Genomic DNA, 18,154 nt, shown 5'->3' with positions numbered 1-18,154 from the left:
GCGATGACCATGAAAAATCTTGTTATCGCGACCCTGGCGCTGCTCGGCAGTGCCTCAATTCATGCGGCTGAAGTTGATCAAAGTCTGATCAAACAGGGCGAATATCTGGCACGCGCCGGTGACTGCGTGGCCTGCCACACCGCCAAGGGCGGCAAACCGTTCGCCGGTGGCCTGCCGATGGAAACCCCGATCGGCACGATCTACTCGACCAACATCACCCCGGACAAAACCGGCGTCGGTGAATACAGCTTCGAGGACTTCGACCAGGCCGTACGCCATGGCGTCGCCAAAAACGGTAGTACGTTGTACCCGGCGATGCCGTATCCGTCCTACGCGCGTGTCAGCGAAACCGACATGCAAGCGTTGTACGCGTACTTCATGCACGGCGTAGAACCGGTGGCGCAAGAGAACAAGGCCAGCGACATTCCGTGGCCACTCAGCATGCGCTGGCCGCTGATGGGCTGGCGCTGGATGTTTGCGCCAAAGGTCGAGGACTACAAAGCAACCGGTGACGACGCGGTCATCAACCGTGGCGCGTATCTGGTCGAAGGCCTCGGCCATTGCGGTGCCTGCCATACGCCGCGCGCCTTGACCATGCAGGAAAAATCCCTGAGCGCGGCCGATGGCAAAAACTTCCTCGCCGGCAGTGCGCCGCTGGAAGGCTGGATCGCCAAAAGTCTGCGCGGTGATCACAAGGATGGCCTCGGTAGCTGGAGCGAAGAGCAACTGGTGCAGTTCCTCAAGACCGGTCGCAGCGATCGCAGCGCCGTGTTCGGCGGCATGAGCGATGTGGTCACCCACAGCATGCAATACATGACGGATGCCGACCTGACGGCGATTGCCCGCTACCTCAAGTCGTTGCCGGCCACTGATCCGAACGATCAACCGCATCAGTACGATGAAAAAGCCGCCAAAGCGCTGTGGAACGGCGATGACAGTCAACGTGGCGCTGCGGTCTACATCGACAACTGCGCAGCGTGCCACCGCACCGATGGCCACGGTTACACCCGGGTATTCCCCGCGCTGGCAGGTAATCCGGTGCTGCAATCGGAAGACCCGACTTCGTTGATCCACATCGTGCTCAAGGGCGGCACGTTGCCGGCGACACACACGGCACCGTCGACCTTCACCATGCCCGGTTTCGCCTGGCGCCTGTCGGATCAGGAAGTGGCGGATGTGGTGAGTTTCATCCGTGGCAGTTGGGGCAACAAAGGTGCGCCGGTCAGTGCCAAAGAAGTTGCGGAGTTACGCAGCGACGATATGAAAACAACGTCCACTGATGATCTTGGCCAAATAACAGATCATCATTAAAAACTGAAACCCTGCATGAACCATTCATGCAGGGTTTTTTAATTACAGATATCGCAACAAACTTCAATCTTACGGATTAACGATACTTACATAGGTTTTGGCCAGGGAAATCAATTTTGCCTTGTCGTCGTTATCAATATCGCCATCACCGTCTACATCTTTCTTGTTGGTGCGAATAGTGAATGTCTTGCCACGGTCGCTGGACACCGCCACCACGTAGATCGAGTCGACCAGCGTCTCGGTGGGCAGCTCCTGCTCGGCGTTCCAGCCCAGCTCCTTACGCGCAAGTTGCATCGAAACAACAGTATTGGGCTCCGATGCATTGGGCAACATCAGTTGCATAAAGACGCCACGCTGATTGAGATAAGACATGAATTAAATCCTTTTAATCTAGTTATCGGACAAGTACCGATGGAAGTGGCCAAGACTATATTCGATAACTTGTCGCGACAATGGAACATATGTATCTCGGGTTGTATTTATCCTTCGCACCTCTATATAAACTTTTGAATTCAAAAAGATCCCATCGCTGAACGGTACTGGATCACACCGGGCACGCTCAGGTACTGTATGCATATACAGATCAGGAGCCCGCCCAATGATCAATCCTCTCCCGCCCCGCGGTCGCGGCACCGCGACCAACCCGCACAACCGCTTCGCGCCGAACCGTTCTGTGGCCGAGGATGACGGCTGGTATCAGGAAGTGCCTGAGACTCAGGGCACCGAGGTGATGATCGAAACCGCAAAAACCATCATCACTCGCAACACTTCACCGGATCTGCCTTTCGACCGCTCGATCAATCCTTATCGCGGCTGCGAACATGGCTGCATCTATTGTTACGCGCGGCCCAGCCATGCCTATTGGGACATGTCACCCGGGCTGGATTTCGAAACCAGGCTGATCGCCAAGACCAACGCCGCGCAAGTGCTGGAAGAACAGCTCGGGAAAAAGGGTTATCAATGTGCGCCGATCAACCTGGGTTCCAACACCGACCCGTATCAGCCGATCGAGCGTGAGCACAAAATCACCCGCCAGATCCTCGAAGTGCTGCTGCGCTATAAGCACCCGGTGACCATCGTCACCAAGGGCTCACTGATCCTGCGCGACCTCGACTTGCTCAGCGAACTGGCGCAGCAACGGCTGGTGGCGGTGATGATCAGCCTGACCACGCTGGACGACGAACTCAAACGCATCCTCGAACCGCGCGCCGCTGCCCCTAAAGCGCGGTTGCGCGCCATTCGGGTGATGCGCGAGGCCGGCATTCCAGTCGGCGTGCTGTGTTCGCCGATGATTCCGATGATCAACGACAGCGAAATCGAGAGTCTGCTCAGCGAAGCCCACGCCGCCGGCGCACAAAGCGCGGCCTACATGATGCTGCGCCTGCCGCTGGAAGTGGCGCCGCTATTTGAAGAATGGCTCGCCGCGCACTATCCACAGCGGGCCGCGCACGTGCTGAGCCTGATCCGCCAGAGCCGTGGCGGCGAACTCTACGACAGCCGTTTTGGTGCACGCATGCGCGGCGAAGGGGTATTCGCCGATCTGCTCGCGCAGCGGTTTGCCAAAGCGATCAAGCGTCTTGGCTTGAATCATCGCGAGGGCTATAACCTCGATTGCACCGCCTTCTGTCCGCCGGGTCGCCAGATGTCTTTGATTTAGCGACAATTGGCCTATGGTTGAGGGGTTGGAATCCTTCCGCCGAAATCACTCAGTCACGTTTTTTGTGACCTGGAACACACGTTCTAGAGCGTTTGATTCAGTTTGAGTTAAGTTTCGGCGGCTACCTTGTTCATCGAGTGACTGACGGGTCGGGATGACCCGGATGTTTAAACAGCCACTGGCTTCATACCGGAATACATGGGAATGACTCCCCTAATCCGCCAAAGAGGATGAATCATGAGTGACAAGGATAAACAGCCGTTGGCTGCGTCGGCGCAAACCCCTGAAGCGGAATCCGCCGATGCAGCGCTGCGACAGATCGTAGACGGCTTTTTGCATTTTCATCATGAGGTCTTCCCACAGCAGGAAGAGCTCTTCAAGAAACTTGCCACGGCCCAGGCGCCCAAGGCGATGTTCATCACCTGCGCCGACTCGCGCATCGTCCCCGAGCTGATTACTCACAGTTCGCCCGGCGATCTGTTCGTGACCCGTAACGTCGGCAACGTCGTGCCGCCTTACGGGCAGATGAACGGCGGCGTTTCCACCGCAATCGAATACGCGGTACTGGCGCTCGGCGTGCAGCACATCATCATCTGCGGCCACTCCGATTGCGGCGCCATGCGTGCAGTGCTCAATCCGGACAGCCTGGAAAAAATGCCGACAGTCAAAGCCTGGCTGCGCCACGCTGAAGTCGCGAAAACCATGGTGCATGAAAACTGTAACTGCGCCGACGAAAAAGAAAGCATGCCGATCCTCACCGAGGAAAACGTCATCGCCCAACTGCAGCACTTGCGTACCCATCCTTCGGTAGCCTCGCGCATGGCGAACGGTCATTTGTTCATCCATGGCTGGGTCTACGATATCGAAACCAGCGAAATCAAAGCTTACGACGCGGATCAGGGACGTTTCCTGCCGCTCGACGGCAGCCATCCGATTCCGGTGGCGACGCCTAAAGCGCGCTTCTAAATCCTCCTAAACATCTGTGTGGTTTGACGCCGGTCGCTGATTCAGCGACCCGGCCTCGCCATGCCTGAAGAAAACTTCGGGAGAATCGCCATGCGTGCGGCTCAATTGAAAGCGGTGTTGCCACGGGAGCTGCTCGCTTCAGTGGTTGTGTTTCTGGTCGCCCTGCCGCTGTGCATGGGTATTGCGATCGCCTCAGGGTTGCCACCGGCCAAAGGGCTGATCACCGGGATCATCGGTGGTCTGGTGGTCGGTTGGCTGGCGGGTTCGCCGTTGCAGGTCAGCGGGCCGGCGGCAGGTCTGGCGGTGTTGGTGTTCGAACTGGTGCGCCAGCACGGAATCGAAATGCTCGGGCCGATTCTGTTGCTTGCCGGTTTTCTGCAACTGGTCGCCGGCCGCTTGAAACTCGGTTGTTGGTTTCGGGTCACGGCGCCAGCGGTGGTGTACGGGATGCTGGCGGGGATTGGCGTGTTGATCGTGCTGTCACAGGTGCATGTGATGCTTGATGCGTCACCCAAGCCTTCAGGGCTGGATAACCTCACGGCGTTCCCGGCTGCTGTGGCGCAGGCCTTGCCGTCGTTCGGCTGGCAGGCCGGGCTGCTCGGGCTGTCGACGATTGCGGTGATGTGGCTGTGGGAGAAGTTTCGCCCGCATTCGCTGCGCTTCGTGCCCGGGGCATTGCTCGGTGTCGGGCTGGCGACAGGCGCGAGTCTGCTGCTGGCGTTGCAGGTGAAACGTGTTGAAGTGCCGGCGAATCTGGCCGAAGCCATCGATTGGCTGAAACCGGCGGACCTGCTCAGTCTGGCCGATCCGACGCTGTTGATCGCCGCCTTCGCGGTAGCGTTTATTGCCAGCGCGGAAACCCTGCTGTCCGCCGCAGCGGTGGATCGCATGCACAGCGGCGTACGTTCGGACTTCGACCGCGAACTGTCGGCGCAAGGGGTCGGCAACATGCTCTGCGGTCTGCTCGGGGCGCTGCCGATGACCGGGGTGATCGTGCGCAGTTCGGCCAACGTCCAGGCCGGCGCGACCACGCGTTACTCGACGATCTTCCATGGCCTGTGGCTGCTGGCATTCGTGCTGTTGCTGTCGAGTGTGCTGCAAAGCATTCCGGTGGCGAGTCTGGCCGGTGTGCTGGTTTACACCGGGTTCAAACTGGTCGATCTCAAAGCGTTTCGAGGTCTGGGTCGTTATGGGCGCATGCCGATGTTCACCTACGCGGCGACAGCGCTGGCAATCATCTTCACTGACCTGCTGACGGGCGTGTTGATCGGTTTCGGTCTGACGATGTTGAAACTGGCGTTCAAGGCGTCGCGGTTGAAGATCAGCCTGATCGATCTGCCGCAGGACGGTGAGATGGAGTTGCGTCTGATCGGCGCGGCGACATTCCTCAAGGTGCCGGCGCTGACGCAAGTGCTGGGCAGTATTCCGCAGGGGACGACGGTGCATGTGCCGCTCAACAATCTGAGCTACATCGACCATTCGTGTCTGGAGTTGCTGGAGGAGTGGGGCCGGGCAAATGCGGCGAAGGGCTCGAAGCTGTTGATTGAGTCGCGGGGGTTGAAGCGCAGGCTTGAGGGACGGATTCGCACTACCACCGGGATCGGTGCGGCCGGCTAAATTTGCTGGTTGAACTCAACCCCTGTAGGAGTGAGCCTGCTCGCGATGGCGGTGGGTCAGTCAACAGAGATGTTGAATGATCTATCGCCATCGCGAGCAGGCTCACTCCTACATTGGATCGTGTGAACTCAGGCAGCAGGCTGGTCCAGTTCCAGGCCCACACCCAGTCGGCGGCCCATGCACGGCCAGCGTTTCCACGCGGCGCCGGTGTCCGGGCTGCTGAGTTTGTCGCGGTAAACCTCTACCGACTCCAGCGCAAAACTCTCGTCGTTGAGCATCTCGTCGATCGCGTGATGCACCGCTTCGTCCAGTTGGTTGGCAAATTCCTCACCGATCAATTGGTGAGCAATCAAGTTGGCGACCGTCATGTCCAAGGGGATCAGTGGCTGGCCGAAATGCTTGATGTACAGGTCGTTGACCTCTTCGACAAAACGGTGCGCCAGATAGGCTTCGTCGAGCAGGCTGTCCAGGCCAACGTGCCCGGCCATGATGGCTGGCGGCTGGAGGAAATACTGCTCGGCGATTTTCAGCACCGGTTTGATCTGCGATTCGATTCCCGCTTCCCTGGCAACTTCATTGGCTGCATCCAGCAGGTCTGGCACTTCATCGATATAGGCGGCGACAAAACGCGTCAGCACACCATTGGCGTCGGCTTCCGGCAATTGGATCGCCGGGTGTAAATGAGGCAGCTTGCTTTCCAGCTGACGGGTCAGCAGGCCGGTTTCTTTTTCGTGTTGTTGGGCTTTTTGGATCTGCTCGCGCAATGCGGCGGTGTTCATGAAAACTCCAGGAAACAAGGCAATGAAATAGGGAAGACATAACTTAGCTGGCTTACGAAAAATGCTAAGACGCATTTGTCATAATTATTTCATCCTTGATGCACCTGCGTTATATCGGTTTGCCACCACTCGTCTGCATCCTTCTCCATTCGTGCCCTTGAACGCAAGTGCCAGCTGTTTCAGTTGATTTACGTGCGCACATTGCAATTTCCCGTCGCTGTCTATACTCGCCAGTGAATGGAGTTAGCTGATGACGCCCGACTGCACCCGCAGCAAGGCCCGGCGATTCAAGTTCGTAGTCTGATGCAGCCGCTCCCTTGCCGCAGGCGAAAGCCGGCGGGATAACAAGAACGATAAGGGGAACCCGCAATGATGCGACATCCACACGTCTGGATGGGCCTCCTGTTGTGGTCGATTTTCAGTCCTGCGCACGCCGCCTGGACTGTGAATATGGCGCCTGGAGCGACTGAAATCAGTCACGCAGTATTCGACCTGCACATGACCATTTTCTGGATCTGTGTGGTGATCGGGATCATCGTCTTCGGCGCCATGTTCTGGTCGATGATGGTGCACCGCCGTTCTACCGGGCAGGTCGCCGCAAAATTCCACGAAAGCACCACCGTCGAGATTCTCTGGACCGTCGTACCGTTCCTGATTCTGGTAGCGATGGCCGTGCCGGCGACCGCCACCCTGATCAAGATGTACGACACCAGTGAGCCGGATATCGATATCCAGATCACCGGTTATCAGTGGAAGTGGCACTACAAATACCTGGGCCAGGACGTCGAGTTCTTCAGCAACCTGGCCACCCCCGCCGAACAGATCCACAACAAGGAAACCAAGGGCGAGCACTATTTGCTCGAGGTCGATAAGCCGCTCGTGCTGCCGACCGGCGCCAAGGTGCGCTTCCTCGTGACCTCGGCCGACGTTATCCACTCCTGGTGGGTGCCGGCCTTCGCGGTGAAACGCGATGCGATTCCGGGGTTCGTCAACGAGGCGTGGACGCGCATCGACAAGCCCGGAATCTACCGTGGCCAGTGCGCCGAACTGTGCGGCAAGGATCACGGCTTCATGCCGATCGTGGTCGAGGTCAAGGACAAGGCCGACTACGACAAGTGGCTCGCCGAGCGTAAAGCCGAGGCCGCGCAGCTGAAAGAGCTGACCAGCAAGGAATGGACCCTCGACGAACTCAAGGAACGTGGCGACAAGATCTATCACACCACCTGCGTTGCCTGTCACCAGGCCGAAGGTCAGGGCCTGCCGCCGATGTTCCCGGCGCTCAAGGGTTCGAAAATCGCCACCGGACCGAAAGAAGGCCACCTGAGCATTGTCTTCCACGGCAAGCCCGGCACTGCCATGGCGGCGTTCGGCAAACAGCTGTCGGAAGTCGATATCGCAGCGGTCGTGACCTACGAACGTAACGCCTGGGGCAACAACAAGGGCGACATGGTCACGCCAAAAGAAGTGCTGGAGCTGAAACAGGCGGAAAGCAAATGAGCCGGTCTATCGCGTACCTCGTGAACCGGCCGGGGCAGCGCGCCCCGGCCTGCCCCACCCACTCACGTAAAGGAGACCGGCCATGAGCGCTGTCATTGATGACCACGGTCATGCCGACCACGCCCACGGCCCCGCCAAAGGCCTGATGCGCTGGGTGCTGACCACCAACCACAAGGACATTGGCACCCTGTACCTGTGGTTTGCGTTCTGCATGTTCCTGCTCGGCGGTACGTTCGCGATGGTGATTCGCGCCGAACTGTTCCAGCCTGGATTGCAGATCGTCGAGCCGGCGTTCTTCAACCAGATGACCACCATGCATGGTTTGGTGATGGTCTTCGGGGCGGTGATGCCAGCGTTCGTCGGCCTCGCCAACTGGATGATCCCGTTGATGATCGGCGCGCCGGACATGGCCCTGCCCCGGATGAACAACTTCAGTTTCTGGCTGTTGCCGGCGGCGTTCCTGATCCTGGTGTCGACCCTGTTCACCCCCGGTGGCGGGCCGAACTTTGGCTGGACGTTCTATGCGCCGCTGTCGACGACGTATGCGCCGGAAAGCGTGACCTTCTTTATCTTCGCCATCCACTTGATGGGCATCAGTTCGATCATGGGTGCGATCAACGTGATCGCGACCATCCTCAACCTGCGCGCTCCGGGCATGACGCTGATGAAAATGCCGCTGTTCGTCTGGACCTGGCTGATCACCGCGTTCCTGCTGATCGCGGTGATGCCGGTGCTGGCCGGGTGCGTGACGATGATGCTGATGGATATTCACTTCGGCACCAGTTTCTTCAGTGCCGCCGGTGGCGGTGACCCGGTGTTGTTCCAGCATGTGTTCTGGTTCTTCGGGCATCCCGAGGTGTACATCATGATCCTGCCGGCCTTCGGCGCCGTCAGCTCGATCATCCCGACCTTCTCGCGCAAGCCGCTGTTCGGCTACACCTCGATGGTCTACGCGACGGCGAGCATCGCCTTCCTGTCGTTCATCGTCTGGGCGCACCACATGTTCGTGGTCGGCATTCCGTTGGTGGGCGAGCTGTTCTTCATGTACGCCACGCTGCTGATCGCGGTGCCGACCGGGGTGAAGGTGTTCAACTGGGCCAGCACGATGTGGCAAGGCTCGCTGACCTTCGAGACGCCGATGCTGTTTGCCGTGGCGTTCGTGATCCTGTTCTCCATCGGCGGTTTCTCCGGGCTGATGCTGGCCATCGCCCCGGCGGACTTCCAGTATCAGGACACCTACTTTGTGGTCGCACACTTCCACTACGTGCTGGTGCCGGGGGCGATCTTCGGGATCTTCGCCTCGACCTACTACTGGCTGCCGAAATGGACCGGCCACATGTACGACGAAACCCTCGGCAAGCTGCATTTCTGGCTGTCGTTCGTCGGCATGAACCTGACCTTTTTCCCGATGCACTTTGTGGGACTGGCGGGGATGCCGCGACGGATTCCGGACTACAACCTGCAGTTCGCCGACTTCAACATGGTCTCCTCGATTGGTGCGTTCATGTTTGGCGCGACGCAGATTTTCTTCTTGTTCATCGTGATCAAGACCATTCGCGGCGGCCCGCCAGCACCGGCCAAACCGTGGGATGGTGCGGAAGGTCTGGAGTGGAGCGTGCCGTCACCGGCGCCGTATCACACCTTCACCACGCCGCCGGAAGTGAAATGAAACGCCTGACTTTTGTAGGAGTGAGCCTGCTCGCGATGGCGGTGTGTCAGGCACACCGCGGTGGACCCATCGCGAGCAGGCTCACTCCTACAGGGTTTGGTGGGGAGGCATGAACCATGGCTGACTCGATCTCGCTGAAAAAACTGGTCACCCGCCTGCTCGGGGTGGTGGTGGCGATGTTTGTCTTCGGCTTTGCCCTGGTGCCGATCTACGACGTGATGTGCAAGGCCTTCGGCATCAACGGCAAGACCGGTGGGCAGTACGAGGGTGAGCAAGTGGTCGACACTTCTCGCCAGATCCGTGTGCAGTTTCTGTCGACCAACACCGCCGACATGCCGTGGGATTTCTACCCCAAGCATGACGAACTCACTGCCAACCCCGGCGCGGTCAACGAGATGATCTTCATCGCGCGCAATCCCACCGACAAACCGATGAGTGCGCAAGCCGTGCCGAGCATCGCGCCGAGTAACGCGGCGGCGTATTTCCACAAGACCGAATGCTTTTGCTTTACCCAGCAGGTGCTGCAGCCCGGTCAGCAGATCGAGATGCCGGTGCGCTTCATTGTTGACCGCGACATGCCCAAGGATGTGAAGCACCTGACGCTGTCCTACACGCTGTTCGATATCACCGCCCGACATCCGCCGGTGGCTGTAAACACTGGCGGTTGAGCGTGCCCGATAAGGAGAACAATAAATGGCAACTCATGAGCACTATTACGTTCCGGCCCAGAGCAAATGGCCGATCATCGCGACCTTCGGCATGGCCATTACCGTGTACGGCCTCGCCACCTGGTTCAACGATCTGAAGGCGGCGCGCCCGGAATCCCACGGCCCGTACATCTTTTTCGTCGGTGGCCTGTTGCTGGCGTACATGCTGTTCGGCTGGTTCGGTACGGTGATCAAGGAAAGCCGCGCGGGCCTTTACAGCGCACAGCTGGATCGCTCGTTTCGCTGGGGCATGAGTTGGTTCATCTTCTCCGAGGTGATGTTCTTCATCGCCTTCTTCGGCGCGCTATTTTACGTGCGGCACGTCTCCGGACCGGCGCTCGGCGGTGAAGGCACCAAGGGCATCGCGCACATGCTCTGGCCAAACTTCCAGTTCACCTGGCCGCTGCTGCACACGCCGGATCCGAAACTGTTCCCGCCACCGAAGGAAGTCATCAGCCCGTGGGGCCTGCCGCTGATCAACACGATTCTGCTGGTCAGCTCCAGCGTGACCATCACCATCGCCCACCATGCCTTGAAAAAGGGCCATCGCGGCGCGTTGAAAATCTGGCTGGCGATCACCGTGCTGCTGGGTTGCGCGTTTCTCGGTTTCCAGGCTGAGGAATACATGCACGCCTATCACGAACTGGGCCTGACCCTCGGTTCGGGCATTTATGGCGCGACGTTCTTCATGCTCACCGGTTTCCACGGCGCCCACGTGACCATCGGCACGATCATTCTGTTTGTGATGCTGATGCGCATCATGAAGGGCCATTTCGACAACGAGCACCAGTTCGGCTTCGAAGCGGCGAGCTGGTATTGGCACTTCGTCGACGTGGTGTGGATCGGCCTGTTTATCTTCGTCTACGTACTCTGAGAATCAACGCTACCAAGGCGCATGCGACACCAGTTGGCCGCTATAAAAGCCCCAGGCGATCAAGCCGACGGTGCCAGCGGCCAATGCCACCCGAACACTCAAGGCGATGACCAGGCGATTGGAACTGCTGTCGTCCTTGACCAGGAAAAACAGGCCGCTGAACAGGCTGATCACCGTGGCAATCAGCATCAGGACGATGGCTGTTTTGAGCATGGGAAGAACTCCGGGGGACAGGCGATGCAGTTGAGTATAGCGATCGCGACGACTGACTTTGTGGCGCAGCCATGAAGCGCTTTCGTCCGGGCGTGATTCCGACCGTGGTGGTGGCGTTGTTGCTGCCGCTGCTGGTGTCGCTGGGCTTCTGGCAACTGAGCCGGGGCGCTGAGAAAACCGCCCTGCTCGCCAGTTACGCCGAACGCCGCGCCGCCGAACCAATGGCCAGCAGCGAGTTGCTGAGCAGCGCCGACCCGGCGTATCGCCGCGTGCATCTGCAAGGCCAGTTCGAAGCCGCGCACAGCTTGCTGCTGGATAACCGCCAGCGCAACGGAAAGGTCGGCGTCGAGCTGCTGCAACCGTTTCAGGACCAACGCACCGGCCTGTGGCTGCTGGTCAATCGCGGCTGGTTGCCGTGGCCGGATCGCCGCGTGCCGCCGCAATTCACCACGCCTTCCGAAGCATTGAATGTCGACGCCTGGGTCTACGTCGCCCCCGGCGCGACCTTCCAGTTGCACGCCGACCCGGTCAGCAGCACCTGGCCGCAAACCATCACCGCCGTCGACCCGGCCAAGCTGTGGAAAACCCTTGAGCGCGACGGCTTCGCCTATGAATTACGCGCCGAACCCGGCCCGGCCAGCTACGAGGCCGATTGGCCGGTGGTTGCCATGGGCCCGGAAAAACACCTCGGTTACGCCGTGCAGTGGTTCGCCATGGCCACCGCCCTGCTCGGCCTCTACGTCTATTTGGGCTTGCACAACGCAAAGGAGAAACACCATGGGAACGGCCATGAATCCACCCAGCATGTCTGAGGCGAAACCTGCCGCCACCCGCCGTCGCGGGCGCATTCAGTTGCTGCTGATCCTGCTTGGCGTGATCGGCCCGATGGTGCTCGCCACCGGCATGTACAAATTGCAGTTCTGGGTGCCGGAAGGTCGCAGCTATCACGGCGAACTGATCGGCAACGGCCAGACCCGCGCCGACCTCGGCGTGCAAGCCGATGAAGAACGCTGGCAGATCCTGGTCACCGCGCCGAAGGATTGCGCGGTGGATTGCCAGCAACTGGTGTATCTGGCGCGGCAGATCCAGATCGGCCTCGGTCGCGACGCCGGCCGCGCCAGCCATGCACTCGCTGCTGCGCAACCGGTGAGCGCCGATTACGACGCCAAACTGACCCGCGAATATCCACAGCTGCAACGTTATCCGCTGGACGCTACGACGTTCAGCAAAACCACGGGCGACAAGGCCACGCCGCAACTGTGGATCATCGACCCTCACGGCAACCTCGTGCTGCGTTACGAGCCGAATGTGAAAGGCAAGGATCTGCTCAACGACCTGCGTCACCTGCTGAAACTGTCGAACATCGGATAAGGGCATCGTCATGGCCAAACCTGGATTTCGCCTCGCGTTGTTTGCCACCCTGCTGGCACTGATTGTGGTGCTGCTCGGCGCCTATACGCGCCTGACCCACGCCGGCCTCGGCTGTCCGGACTGGCCGGGCTGCTACGGGTTTATCAGCGTGCCGAAAAGCGAAGCGCAACTGGCCCATGCCGAACTGCATTACCCCGACTCGCCGGTGGAGGCGCACAAGGGCTGGAACGAGATGATCCACCGCTACTTCGCCGGCACCCTCGGCCTGCTGATTTCGATTCTGGCCGGGCGCGCGTGGGTCAACCGTCGTCATCCGGGACAGCCGTTGAAGCTACCGCTGTTTCTGCTGGCGGTGGTGTTTGCGCAAGCGGCGTTCGGCATGTGGACGGTGACGCTCAAGCTTTGGCCGCAGGTGGTCACCGGGCATTTGCTCGGCGGGTTTGCGACCTTGAGTCTGCTGTTTTTGCTGACGTTGCGATTGTCCGGAGTGTTGCCGGCGCTGACCGTGCCCAAGCGTCTGCAGTATTGGGCGACGGCGGGATTGTTGCTGGTGATTGGCCAGATCGCGCTGGGTGGCTGGGTCAGTTCCAACTACGCGGCGGTGGCCTGCATCGACTTCCCGACCTGCCACGGGCAATGGCTGCCGCCGGCGGATTTCGCCAATGGCTTTCATCTGACTCAACACATCGGCCCGAACTATCTCGGCGGGCAACTCGACAGTGATGCGCGCACGGCGATTCACCTGACTCATCGCATTGGTGCGCTGCTGGTGACATTGGTTTTGCTCGGTCTGGCCTGGCAATTGAAAGTGGTCGGCATGACTCGCTTGGCCGGTCTGGTGCTGATTGCCCTCGCGGCGCAGATCAGCCTCGGCATCAGCAATGTCTTGTTCCATCTGCCGCTGCCGGTGGCGGTCGCGCATAACGCTGGCGGTGCGGCGCTGTTGCTGACCATGGTGCTGGTCAATTACCACGCGCGCACCAGTCTGGTCCGGGTCAAACAACCGGTGCTCGCGCGCTGGCGCCTGAGCCCGCGTAAACACTCGGCCGCGCCCATCACTATTAAAGGAGAAACGCCGTGGCGATTCTGATTGGCGAACGTCCCGCCCAAGCGCTGTGGCGAGACTATCTGGAACTGACCAAACCGAAAGTCGTGGTGCTGATGCTGATCACCTCGCTGGTCGGCATGTTCCTCGCGACCCGTGCCGGGGTGCCGTGGACGGTGCTGGTGTTCGGCAATCTGGGGATTGCGTTGTGTGCCGGCGGTGCGGCGGCGGTCAATCATGTGGTGGATCGGCGCATTGATGCGGTGATGGCGCGCACGCATAAACGGCCACTGGCCGAGGGCCGGGTTTCGCCGGCGGCGGCGCTGACCTTTGCGTTGGTGTTGGCCCTGCTCGGTCAGGCGTTGTTGCTGACCTTCACCAATCCGCTGACCGCTTGGCTGACCCTCGCTTCGCTGCTCGGTTATGCGGTGATCTACACCGGTTTCCTCAAACGCGCGACGCCGCAGAACATTGTCATCGGTGGCCTCGCCGGCGCCGCACCGCCACTGCTGGGCTGGACCGCCGCCACCGGTCACGTCAGCGCCGAACCGTTGTTGCTGGTGCTGATCATCTTCGCCTGGACGCCGCCGCACTTCTGGGCGCTGGCGATTCATCGCAAGGAGGAATACGCCAAGGCCGACATCCCGATGCTGCCGGTCACCCACGGCGAGCACTACACCAAGGTCCATATTCTGCTGTACACGTTTGCGCTGCTGGCGGTGAGTCTGCTGCCGTACGTGATTCACATGAGCGGCATGCTCTACCTGATTTGCGCACTCGCCCTCGGTGCAAGGTTTCTGCAATGGGCCGTGGTGCTGTACCGTGGCACTCGGCCGCACGCGGCGATCAACACCTTCAAGTACTCTATTTGGTACTTGTTCCTGCTGTTCATCGCCCTGCTCGTAGACCACTACTTACTGTTGAACCTATGACTCGAACCCAGAAAACCGTCTTCATCCTCGTCGCCGTGATCGCGCTGATCCTCGGCCTGACCGTCAACAAAGTGCTGAGCGGCAAGGGCCAGGGCGACCCCACTGCGCTGATCGACGCCGGCATCATTCTGCTGCCGCAGAGCCGTAATTTGCCGGACGTGACGATGACCGATCAGGACGGCAAACCGGTGGCGATCAATGAGCTCAAAGGTAAGTGGAGCCTGCTGTTTTTTGGCTACACCTTCTGCCCGGACATCTGCCCGACCACCCTCGCCCAGTTGCGGCAGATCAAGAGTGAACTGCCCAAGGACGCTGTGGACAAGTTGCAGATCGTGCTGGTCAGCGTCGACCCGAACCGCGATAACCCCAAGCAGTTGAAGCAGTATCTGGGTTACTTCGATCCGCAGTTCGTTGGCCTGACGCCGACTTCGATTGAAGAGCTGCAGAAGGTCGCGAACGCGGTGAGTATTCCGTTTATTCCGGCGGATACCAGTAAGCCGAATTACACCGTGGATCACAGCGGAAACCTAGCGGTGATCGGGCCGGATGGCACTCAGCGTGGGTTTATTCGGGCGCCGTTGAACAACGTCAAACTGGTTGCGCAGCTGCCGGTGATGCTTAACCGTAAGTGACAGTTTAAAAGCCAAGAGCCCCTCACCCTAGCCCTCTCCCGGAGGGAGAGGGGACTGAATGGGGGATGCTGTAGAAATACGCCGACCTGTAAGCGCTGTGCTGAATCCATAATCGTCAAGATCGTATAGGTCGATGTGCTGTGCCGAATCCATAATCGACTGGATCTTTCAGGTCGATGTAGAACGCAAGACACCTCGGTCGGCCCCCTCTCCCTCGGGAGAGGGCTGGGGTGAGGGGCGGGTTCACAGCAGGTCCAAAGCCAAACACCAGACACAAAAAAGGGGACGCACATGGCGTCCCCTTTTCGTTGCAGCAATCTAAATCAGAACGCCGGCAATACTGCGCCTTTGTACTTCTCGGTAATGAATTGCTTCACTTCCGGGCTGTGCAGCGCAGCAGCGAGTTTCTTCATCGCGTCGCTGTCCTTGTTGTCCGCGCGGGACACGAGGATGTTCACGTACGGCGAATCATTACCTTCAATCACCAGCGCATCCTTGGACGGATCGAGCTTGGCTTCCAGCGCGTAGTTGGTGTTGATCAGCGCCAGATCGACCTGGGTCAGCACGCGCGGGATGGTCGCGGCTTCCAGTTCACGGATTTTCAGGTCTTTCGGGTTGGTCGCGATGTCTTTGACGGTCGACAGGATGTTGGTCGGATCCTTCAGCGTGATCACGCCAGCCTTGGCCAGCAGCAACAGCGCACGGCCGCCGTTGGTGGCGTCGTTCGGGATGACCACGTTGGCGCCGCTTGGCAGGTCCTTCAGATCCTTGAGCTTGCTCGAGTAGGCGCCCAGTGGCTCCAGGTGCACGCCGGTCACGGCGACCAGATTAGTACCCTTGGCCTTGTTGAACTCATTGAGGTAAGGCTGATGCTGGAAGAAGTTGGCGTCCAGACGTTTTTCCGCGACCTGTACGTTCGGCTGAATATAGTCGGTGAAGACCTTGACCTTCAGATCCACACCTTCTTTGGCCAGCGCCGGCTTCACGAACTCGAGGATTTCTGCGTGCGGCACCGGAGTGGCGGCAACGGTCAGGGTTTCGGCGTGGGCCGAGAATGCTGCAACGGCAGCAAAAGCAGCGATCAGTTTTTTCATTCAGCTAACTCCTTATGAGGCGCCCGTCTGGCGCCTGCCAGCGAATGGCCGGCTCATCTGTTCAATACAAAACTGCTTATTTGCGCGAGAAATGCACGACCAGTCGATCACCGACCATCTGCAGCACTTGCACCAGAATCAACAGCAACACCACGGTGACGATCATCACGTCAGTCTGGAAACGCTGGTAACCGAAACGGATGGCCAGGTCACCCAGACCACCGGCACCGACTACACCGGCCATCGCCGTGTAGGACACCAGTGTAATCGCCGTCACCGTAATCGCCGCGAAGATGCCCGGGCGGGCTTCCGGCAGCAAGGCGTTCATGATGATCTGCCGCGTGGTCGCGCCCATCGACTGGGTCGCTTCGATGATGCCGCGATCGACTTCACGCAGCGCGGTTTCCACCAGACGCGCGAAGAACGGTGTGGCACCAACGACCAACGGCGGAATCGCACCGGCCACGCCCAGCGACGTGCCGGTGATCAGCACGGTGAACGGGATCATCACGATCAACAGAATAATGAACGGCAGCGAACGCAGGATGTTCACCGCCAGCGACATGAATGCGTAGAGGCCACGGTTTTCCAGCAACTGACGCGGGCTGCAGAGGAACAACAACACGCCCAGCGGCAGGCCGAGCAGCACGGTGAACAGCAGCGAACCGCCAAGCATCAGCATGGTGTCGCCGGTGGCCAGCCAGATTTCGTACCAGTCGATATTGGTGAAGAAACTGATCAGGTCTTCCATTAGCGCAATACCTCCATGTGAACGTCAGCGGCGGTGAAGCGGGCGAAGGCCGCTTCCATGTCGCCACCGGTGACGGCGAGGGTCAATTGCCCGTACGGAATGTCTTTGATGCGGTCGATGCGACCGGCGAGGATGCTGTAGTCGACGCCGGTTTCCCGGGCGACAGTACCGAGCAGCGGCGCGTAGGTCGCTTCACCTTGGAAGGTCAGACGCACGATGCGGCCCGGCACGTGCGCGAAGTCATCACGCTGTTCACTCTCGTCGATCTGCTCGCTTTCCTGAACGAAACGCTTGGTGGTCGGGTGCTGCGGATGCAGGAACACATCGGCCACCGAACCTTGCTCGACGATCACGCCGGCATCCATCACCGCCACCTGATCGCAGACGCGACGGATGACATCCATCTCGTGGGTGATCAGGACGATGGTCAGTTTCAGCTCGCGGTTGATCTCGGCCAGCAGTTGCAGGACCGACGCGGTGGTCTGCGGGTCGAGGGCACTGGTGGCCTCGTCGCACAGCAGAATTTTTGGCTTGGTCGCCAGGGCGCGGGCGATGCCGACGCGCTGTTTCTGACCGCCGGACAATTGCGCCGGATACTTCTTGGCGTGGTCGGACAGACCGACCCGCGCCAGCAACTCGGCCACACGCTTGTCGATCTCGCTGCCCGACAGTTCGCCGGCCAGGGTCAGCGGCAACGCAACGTTGTCGGCCACAGTCTTGGAGGCGAGCAGGTTGAAGTGCTGGAAGATCATCCCGACTTGCTGGCGGAAACGGCGCAGGCCGTTGGCGTCCAGCGCGGTGACTTCTTCGCCGTCGACGATGATCTTGCCGCCACTGGAGTTCTCCAGGCGATTGATCAGACGCAGCAGGGTACTTTTGCCCGCGCCGGAATGGCCGATGAGGCCGAACACCTGCCCGTTCTCGATAGTGAGACTGGTCGGGTGCAGCGCGGGAATGTCCTTACCGGCGACGCGGTAAGTCTTGTGGACGTTTTGAAACTCGATCACGTAGCGAACCTTGTGGGGCGCGTTAGAAAAGG

General features: G+C 59.7%; 19 protein-coding genes. 13 read left to right on the top strand and 6 right to left on the bottom strand.

The annotated features are described in order from the left end of the window. Window positions 1-9 precede the first annotated feature (9 nt). Window positions 10-1,311, top strand: a complete 1,302-nt coding sequence (locus VY732_RS00425; RefSeq protein ID WP_331693342.1) for a c-type cytochrome — start codon at window positions 10-12, stop codon at window positions 1,309-1,311. Between the two features lie 69 nt (window positions 1,312-1,380). Here VY732_RS00425 and VY732_RS00420 read toward each other — a convergent pair whose 3' ends face one another. Next, window positions 1,381-1,683, bottom strand: a complete 303-nt coding sequence (locus tag VY732_RS00420; protein WP_331693340.1) for a hypothetical protein — start codon at window positions 1,681-1,683, stop codon at window positions 1,381-1,383. 226 nt (window positions 1,684-1,909) lie between these two features. Between VY732_RS00420 and VY732_RS00415 the strand changes: the two genes are divergently transcribed. The 3 genes from VY732_RS00415 (at window position 1,910) to VY732_RS00405 (ending at window position 5,551) form a co-directional block, all read left to right on the top strand. Next, a complete protein-coding gene (locus VY732_RS00415; RefSeq protein WP_331693338.1) occupies window positions 1,910-2,968 on the top strand; it encodes a PA0069 family radical SAM protein in 1,059 nt (352 codons plus the stop codon). Window positions 2,969-3,205: 237 nt separating this feature from the next. Next, window positions 3,206-3,934 (top strand): carbonic anhydrase, encoded by a 729-nt coding sequence (locus VY732_RS00410; protein ID WP_007911720.1) that lies wholly within the window; start codon window positions 3,206-3,208, stop codon window positions 3,932-3,934. Between the two features lie 90 nt (window positions 3,935-4,024). After that, window positions 4,025-5,551 (top strand): SulP family inorganic anion transporter, encoded by a 1,527-nt coding sequence (locus VY732_RS00405; protein ID WP_116028651.1) that lies wholly within the window; start codon window positions 4,025-4,027, stop codon window positions 5,549-5,551. 128 nt (window positions 5,552-5,679) lie between these two features. Here VY732_RS00405 and VY732_RS00400 read toward each other — a convergent pair whose 3' ends face one another. Further along, a complete protein-coding gene (locus VY732_RS00400; protein WP_038365058.1) occupies window positions 5,680-6,330 on the bottom strand; it encodes a hypothetical protein in 651 nt (216 codons plus the stop codon). 369 nt (window positions 6,331-6,699) lie between these two features. Here VY732_RS00400 and coxB point away from each other — a divergent pair, with 369 nt between their 5' ends. The 4 genes from coxB to VY732_RS00380 all read left to right on the top strand — a co-directional run bounded on the left by coxB (window position 6,700) and on the right by VY732_RS00380 (window position 11,077). Continuing rightward, window positions 6,700-7,827, top strand: a complete 1,128-nt coding sequence (gene coxB, locus VY732_RS00395; protein ID WP_077575211.1) for a cytochrome c oxidase subunit II — start codon at window positions 6,700-6,702, stop codon at window positions 7,825-7,827. A gap of 82 nt (window positions 7,828-7,909) precedes the next feature. Further along, window positions 7,910-9,496: a cytochrome c oxidase subunit I gene (gene ctaD, locus VY732_RS00390; RefSeq protein ID WP_016986466.1), complete on the top strand. Its 1,587-nt coding sequence runs from the start codon at window positions 7,910-7,912 to the stop codon at window positions 9,494-9,496. A gap of 116 nt (window positions 9,497-9,612) precedes the next feature. Next, window positions 9,613-10,164, top strand: coding sequence for a cytochrome c oxidase assembly protein (locus VY732_RS00385; RefSeq protein ID WP_077575210.1), 552 nt, complete (start codon window positions 9,613-9,615; stop codon window positions 10,162-10,164). Window positions 10,165-10,189: 25 nt separating this feature from the next. Further along, on the top strand, window positions 10,190-11,077 hold the full coding sequence (locus VY732_RS00380) for a cytochrome c oxidase subunit 3 (protein WP_137219426.1): 888 nt from the start codon (window positions 10,190-10,192) through the stop codon (window positions 11,075-11,077). A 9-nt stretch (window positions 11,078-11,086) separates the two neighbouring features. Here the strand turns inward: VY732_RS00380 and VY732_RS00375 are convergent, their stop codons facing one another. Continuing rightward, on the bottom strand, window positions 11,087-11,290 hold the full coding sequence (locus VY732_RS00375; RefSeq protein WP_016986462.1) for a twin transmembrane helix small protein: 204 nt from the start codon (window positions 11,288-11,290) through the stop codon (window positions 11,087-11,089). A gap of 71 nt (window positions 11,291-11,361) precedes the next feature. Here VY732_RS00375 and VY732_RS00370 point away from each other — a divergent pair, with 71 nt between their 5' ends. From VY732_RS00370 to VY732_RS00350, 5 genes are read left to right on the top strand one after another with little or no spacing between them, the layout of a single operon-like run. Next, on the top strand, window positions 11,362-12,102 hold the full coding sequence (locus VY732_RS00370; protein WP_331693334.1) for an SURF1 family protein: 741 nt from the start codon (window positions 11,362-11,364) through the stop codon (window positions 12,100-12,102). After that, on the top strand, window positions 12,068-12,661 hold the full coding sequence (locus VY732_RS00365; RefSeq protein ID WP_331693332.1) for a hypothetical protein: 594 nt from the start codon (window positions 12,068-12,070) through the stop codon (window positions 12,659-12,661). Before VY732_RS00370 ends, VY732_RS00365 begins: the two co-directional genes overlap by 35 nt. A gap of 10 nt (window positions 12,662-12,671) precedes the next feature. Further along, complete coding sequence (locus VY732_RS00360) at window positions 12,672-13,751, top strand: COX15/CtaA family protein (protein WP_116028648.1); 1,080 nt, start codon at window positions 12,672-12,674, stop codon at window positions 13,749-13,751. Beyond that, entirely contained in the window at window positions 13,739-14,638 is a 900-nt protein-coding gene (gene cyoE / locus VY732_RS00355; RefSeq protein ID WP_064389739.1) for a heme o synthase, read from the top strand. The genes VY732_RS00360 and cyoE overlap by 13 nt, the downstream gene beginning before the upstream one ends. After that, entirely contained in the window at window positions 14,635-15,270 is a 636-nt protein-coding gene (locus VY732_RS00350) for an SCO family protein (RefSeq protein ID WP_034152246.1), read from the top strand. The genes cyoE and VY732_RS00350 overlap by 4 nt, the downstream gene beginning before the upstream one ends. 323 nt (window positions 15,271-15,593) lie before the next feature. Here VY732_RS00350 and VY732_RS00345 read toward each other — a convergent pair whose 3' ends face one another. From VY732_RS00345 to VY732_RS00335, 3 genes are all read right to left on the bottom strand, one after another. After that, window positions 15,594-16,364 carry a MetQ/NlpA family ABC transporter substrate-binding protein gene (locus tag VY732_RS00345; RefSeq protein WP_077575205.1) on the bottom strand — a complete coding sequence of 257 codons (771 nt, stop codon included), beginning with the start codon at window positions 16,362-16,364 and terminating at the stop codon, window positions 15,594-15,596. A 76-nt stretch (window positions 16,365-16,440) separates the two neighbouring features. Continuing rightward, on the bottom strand, window positions 16,441-17,115 hold the full coding sequence (locus VY732_RS00340) for a methionine ABC transporter permease (protein ID WP_016986455.1): 675 nt from the start codon (window positions 17,113-17,115) through the stop codon (window positions 16,441-16,443). Then, a complete protein-coding gene (locus VY732_RS00335; protein WP_116028647.1) occupies window positions 17,115-18,122 on the bottom strand; it encodes a methionine ABC transporter ATP-binding protein in 1,008 nt (335 codons plus the stop codon). The genes VY732_RS00340 and VY732_RS00335 overlap by 1 nt, the downstream gene beginning before the upstream one ends. Window positions 18,123-18,154: the final 32 nt, after the last annotated feature.

The sequence above is a fragment of the Pseudomonas sp. ZY71 genome (genome assembly GCF_036542145.1).
Classification (GTDB): Bacteria; Pseudomonadota; Gammaproteobacteria; order Pseudomonadales; family Pseudomonadaceae; genus Aquipseudomonas; species Aquipseudomonas koreensis_A.
This window is presented reverse-complemented; position numbering and strand designations above follow the sequence as displayed.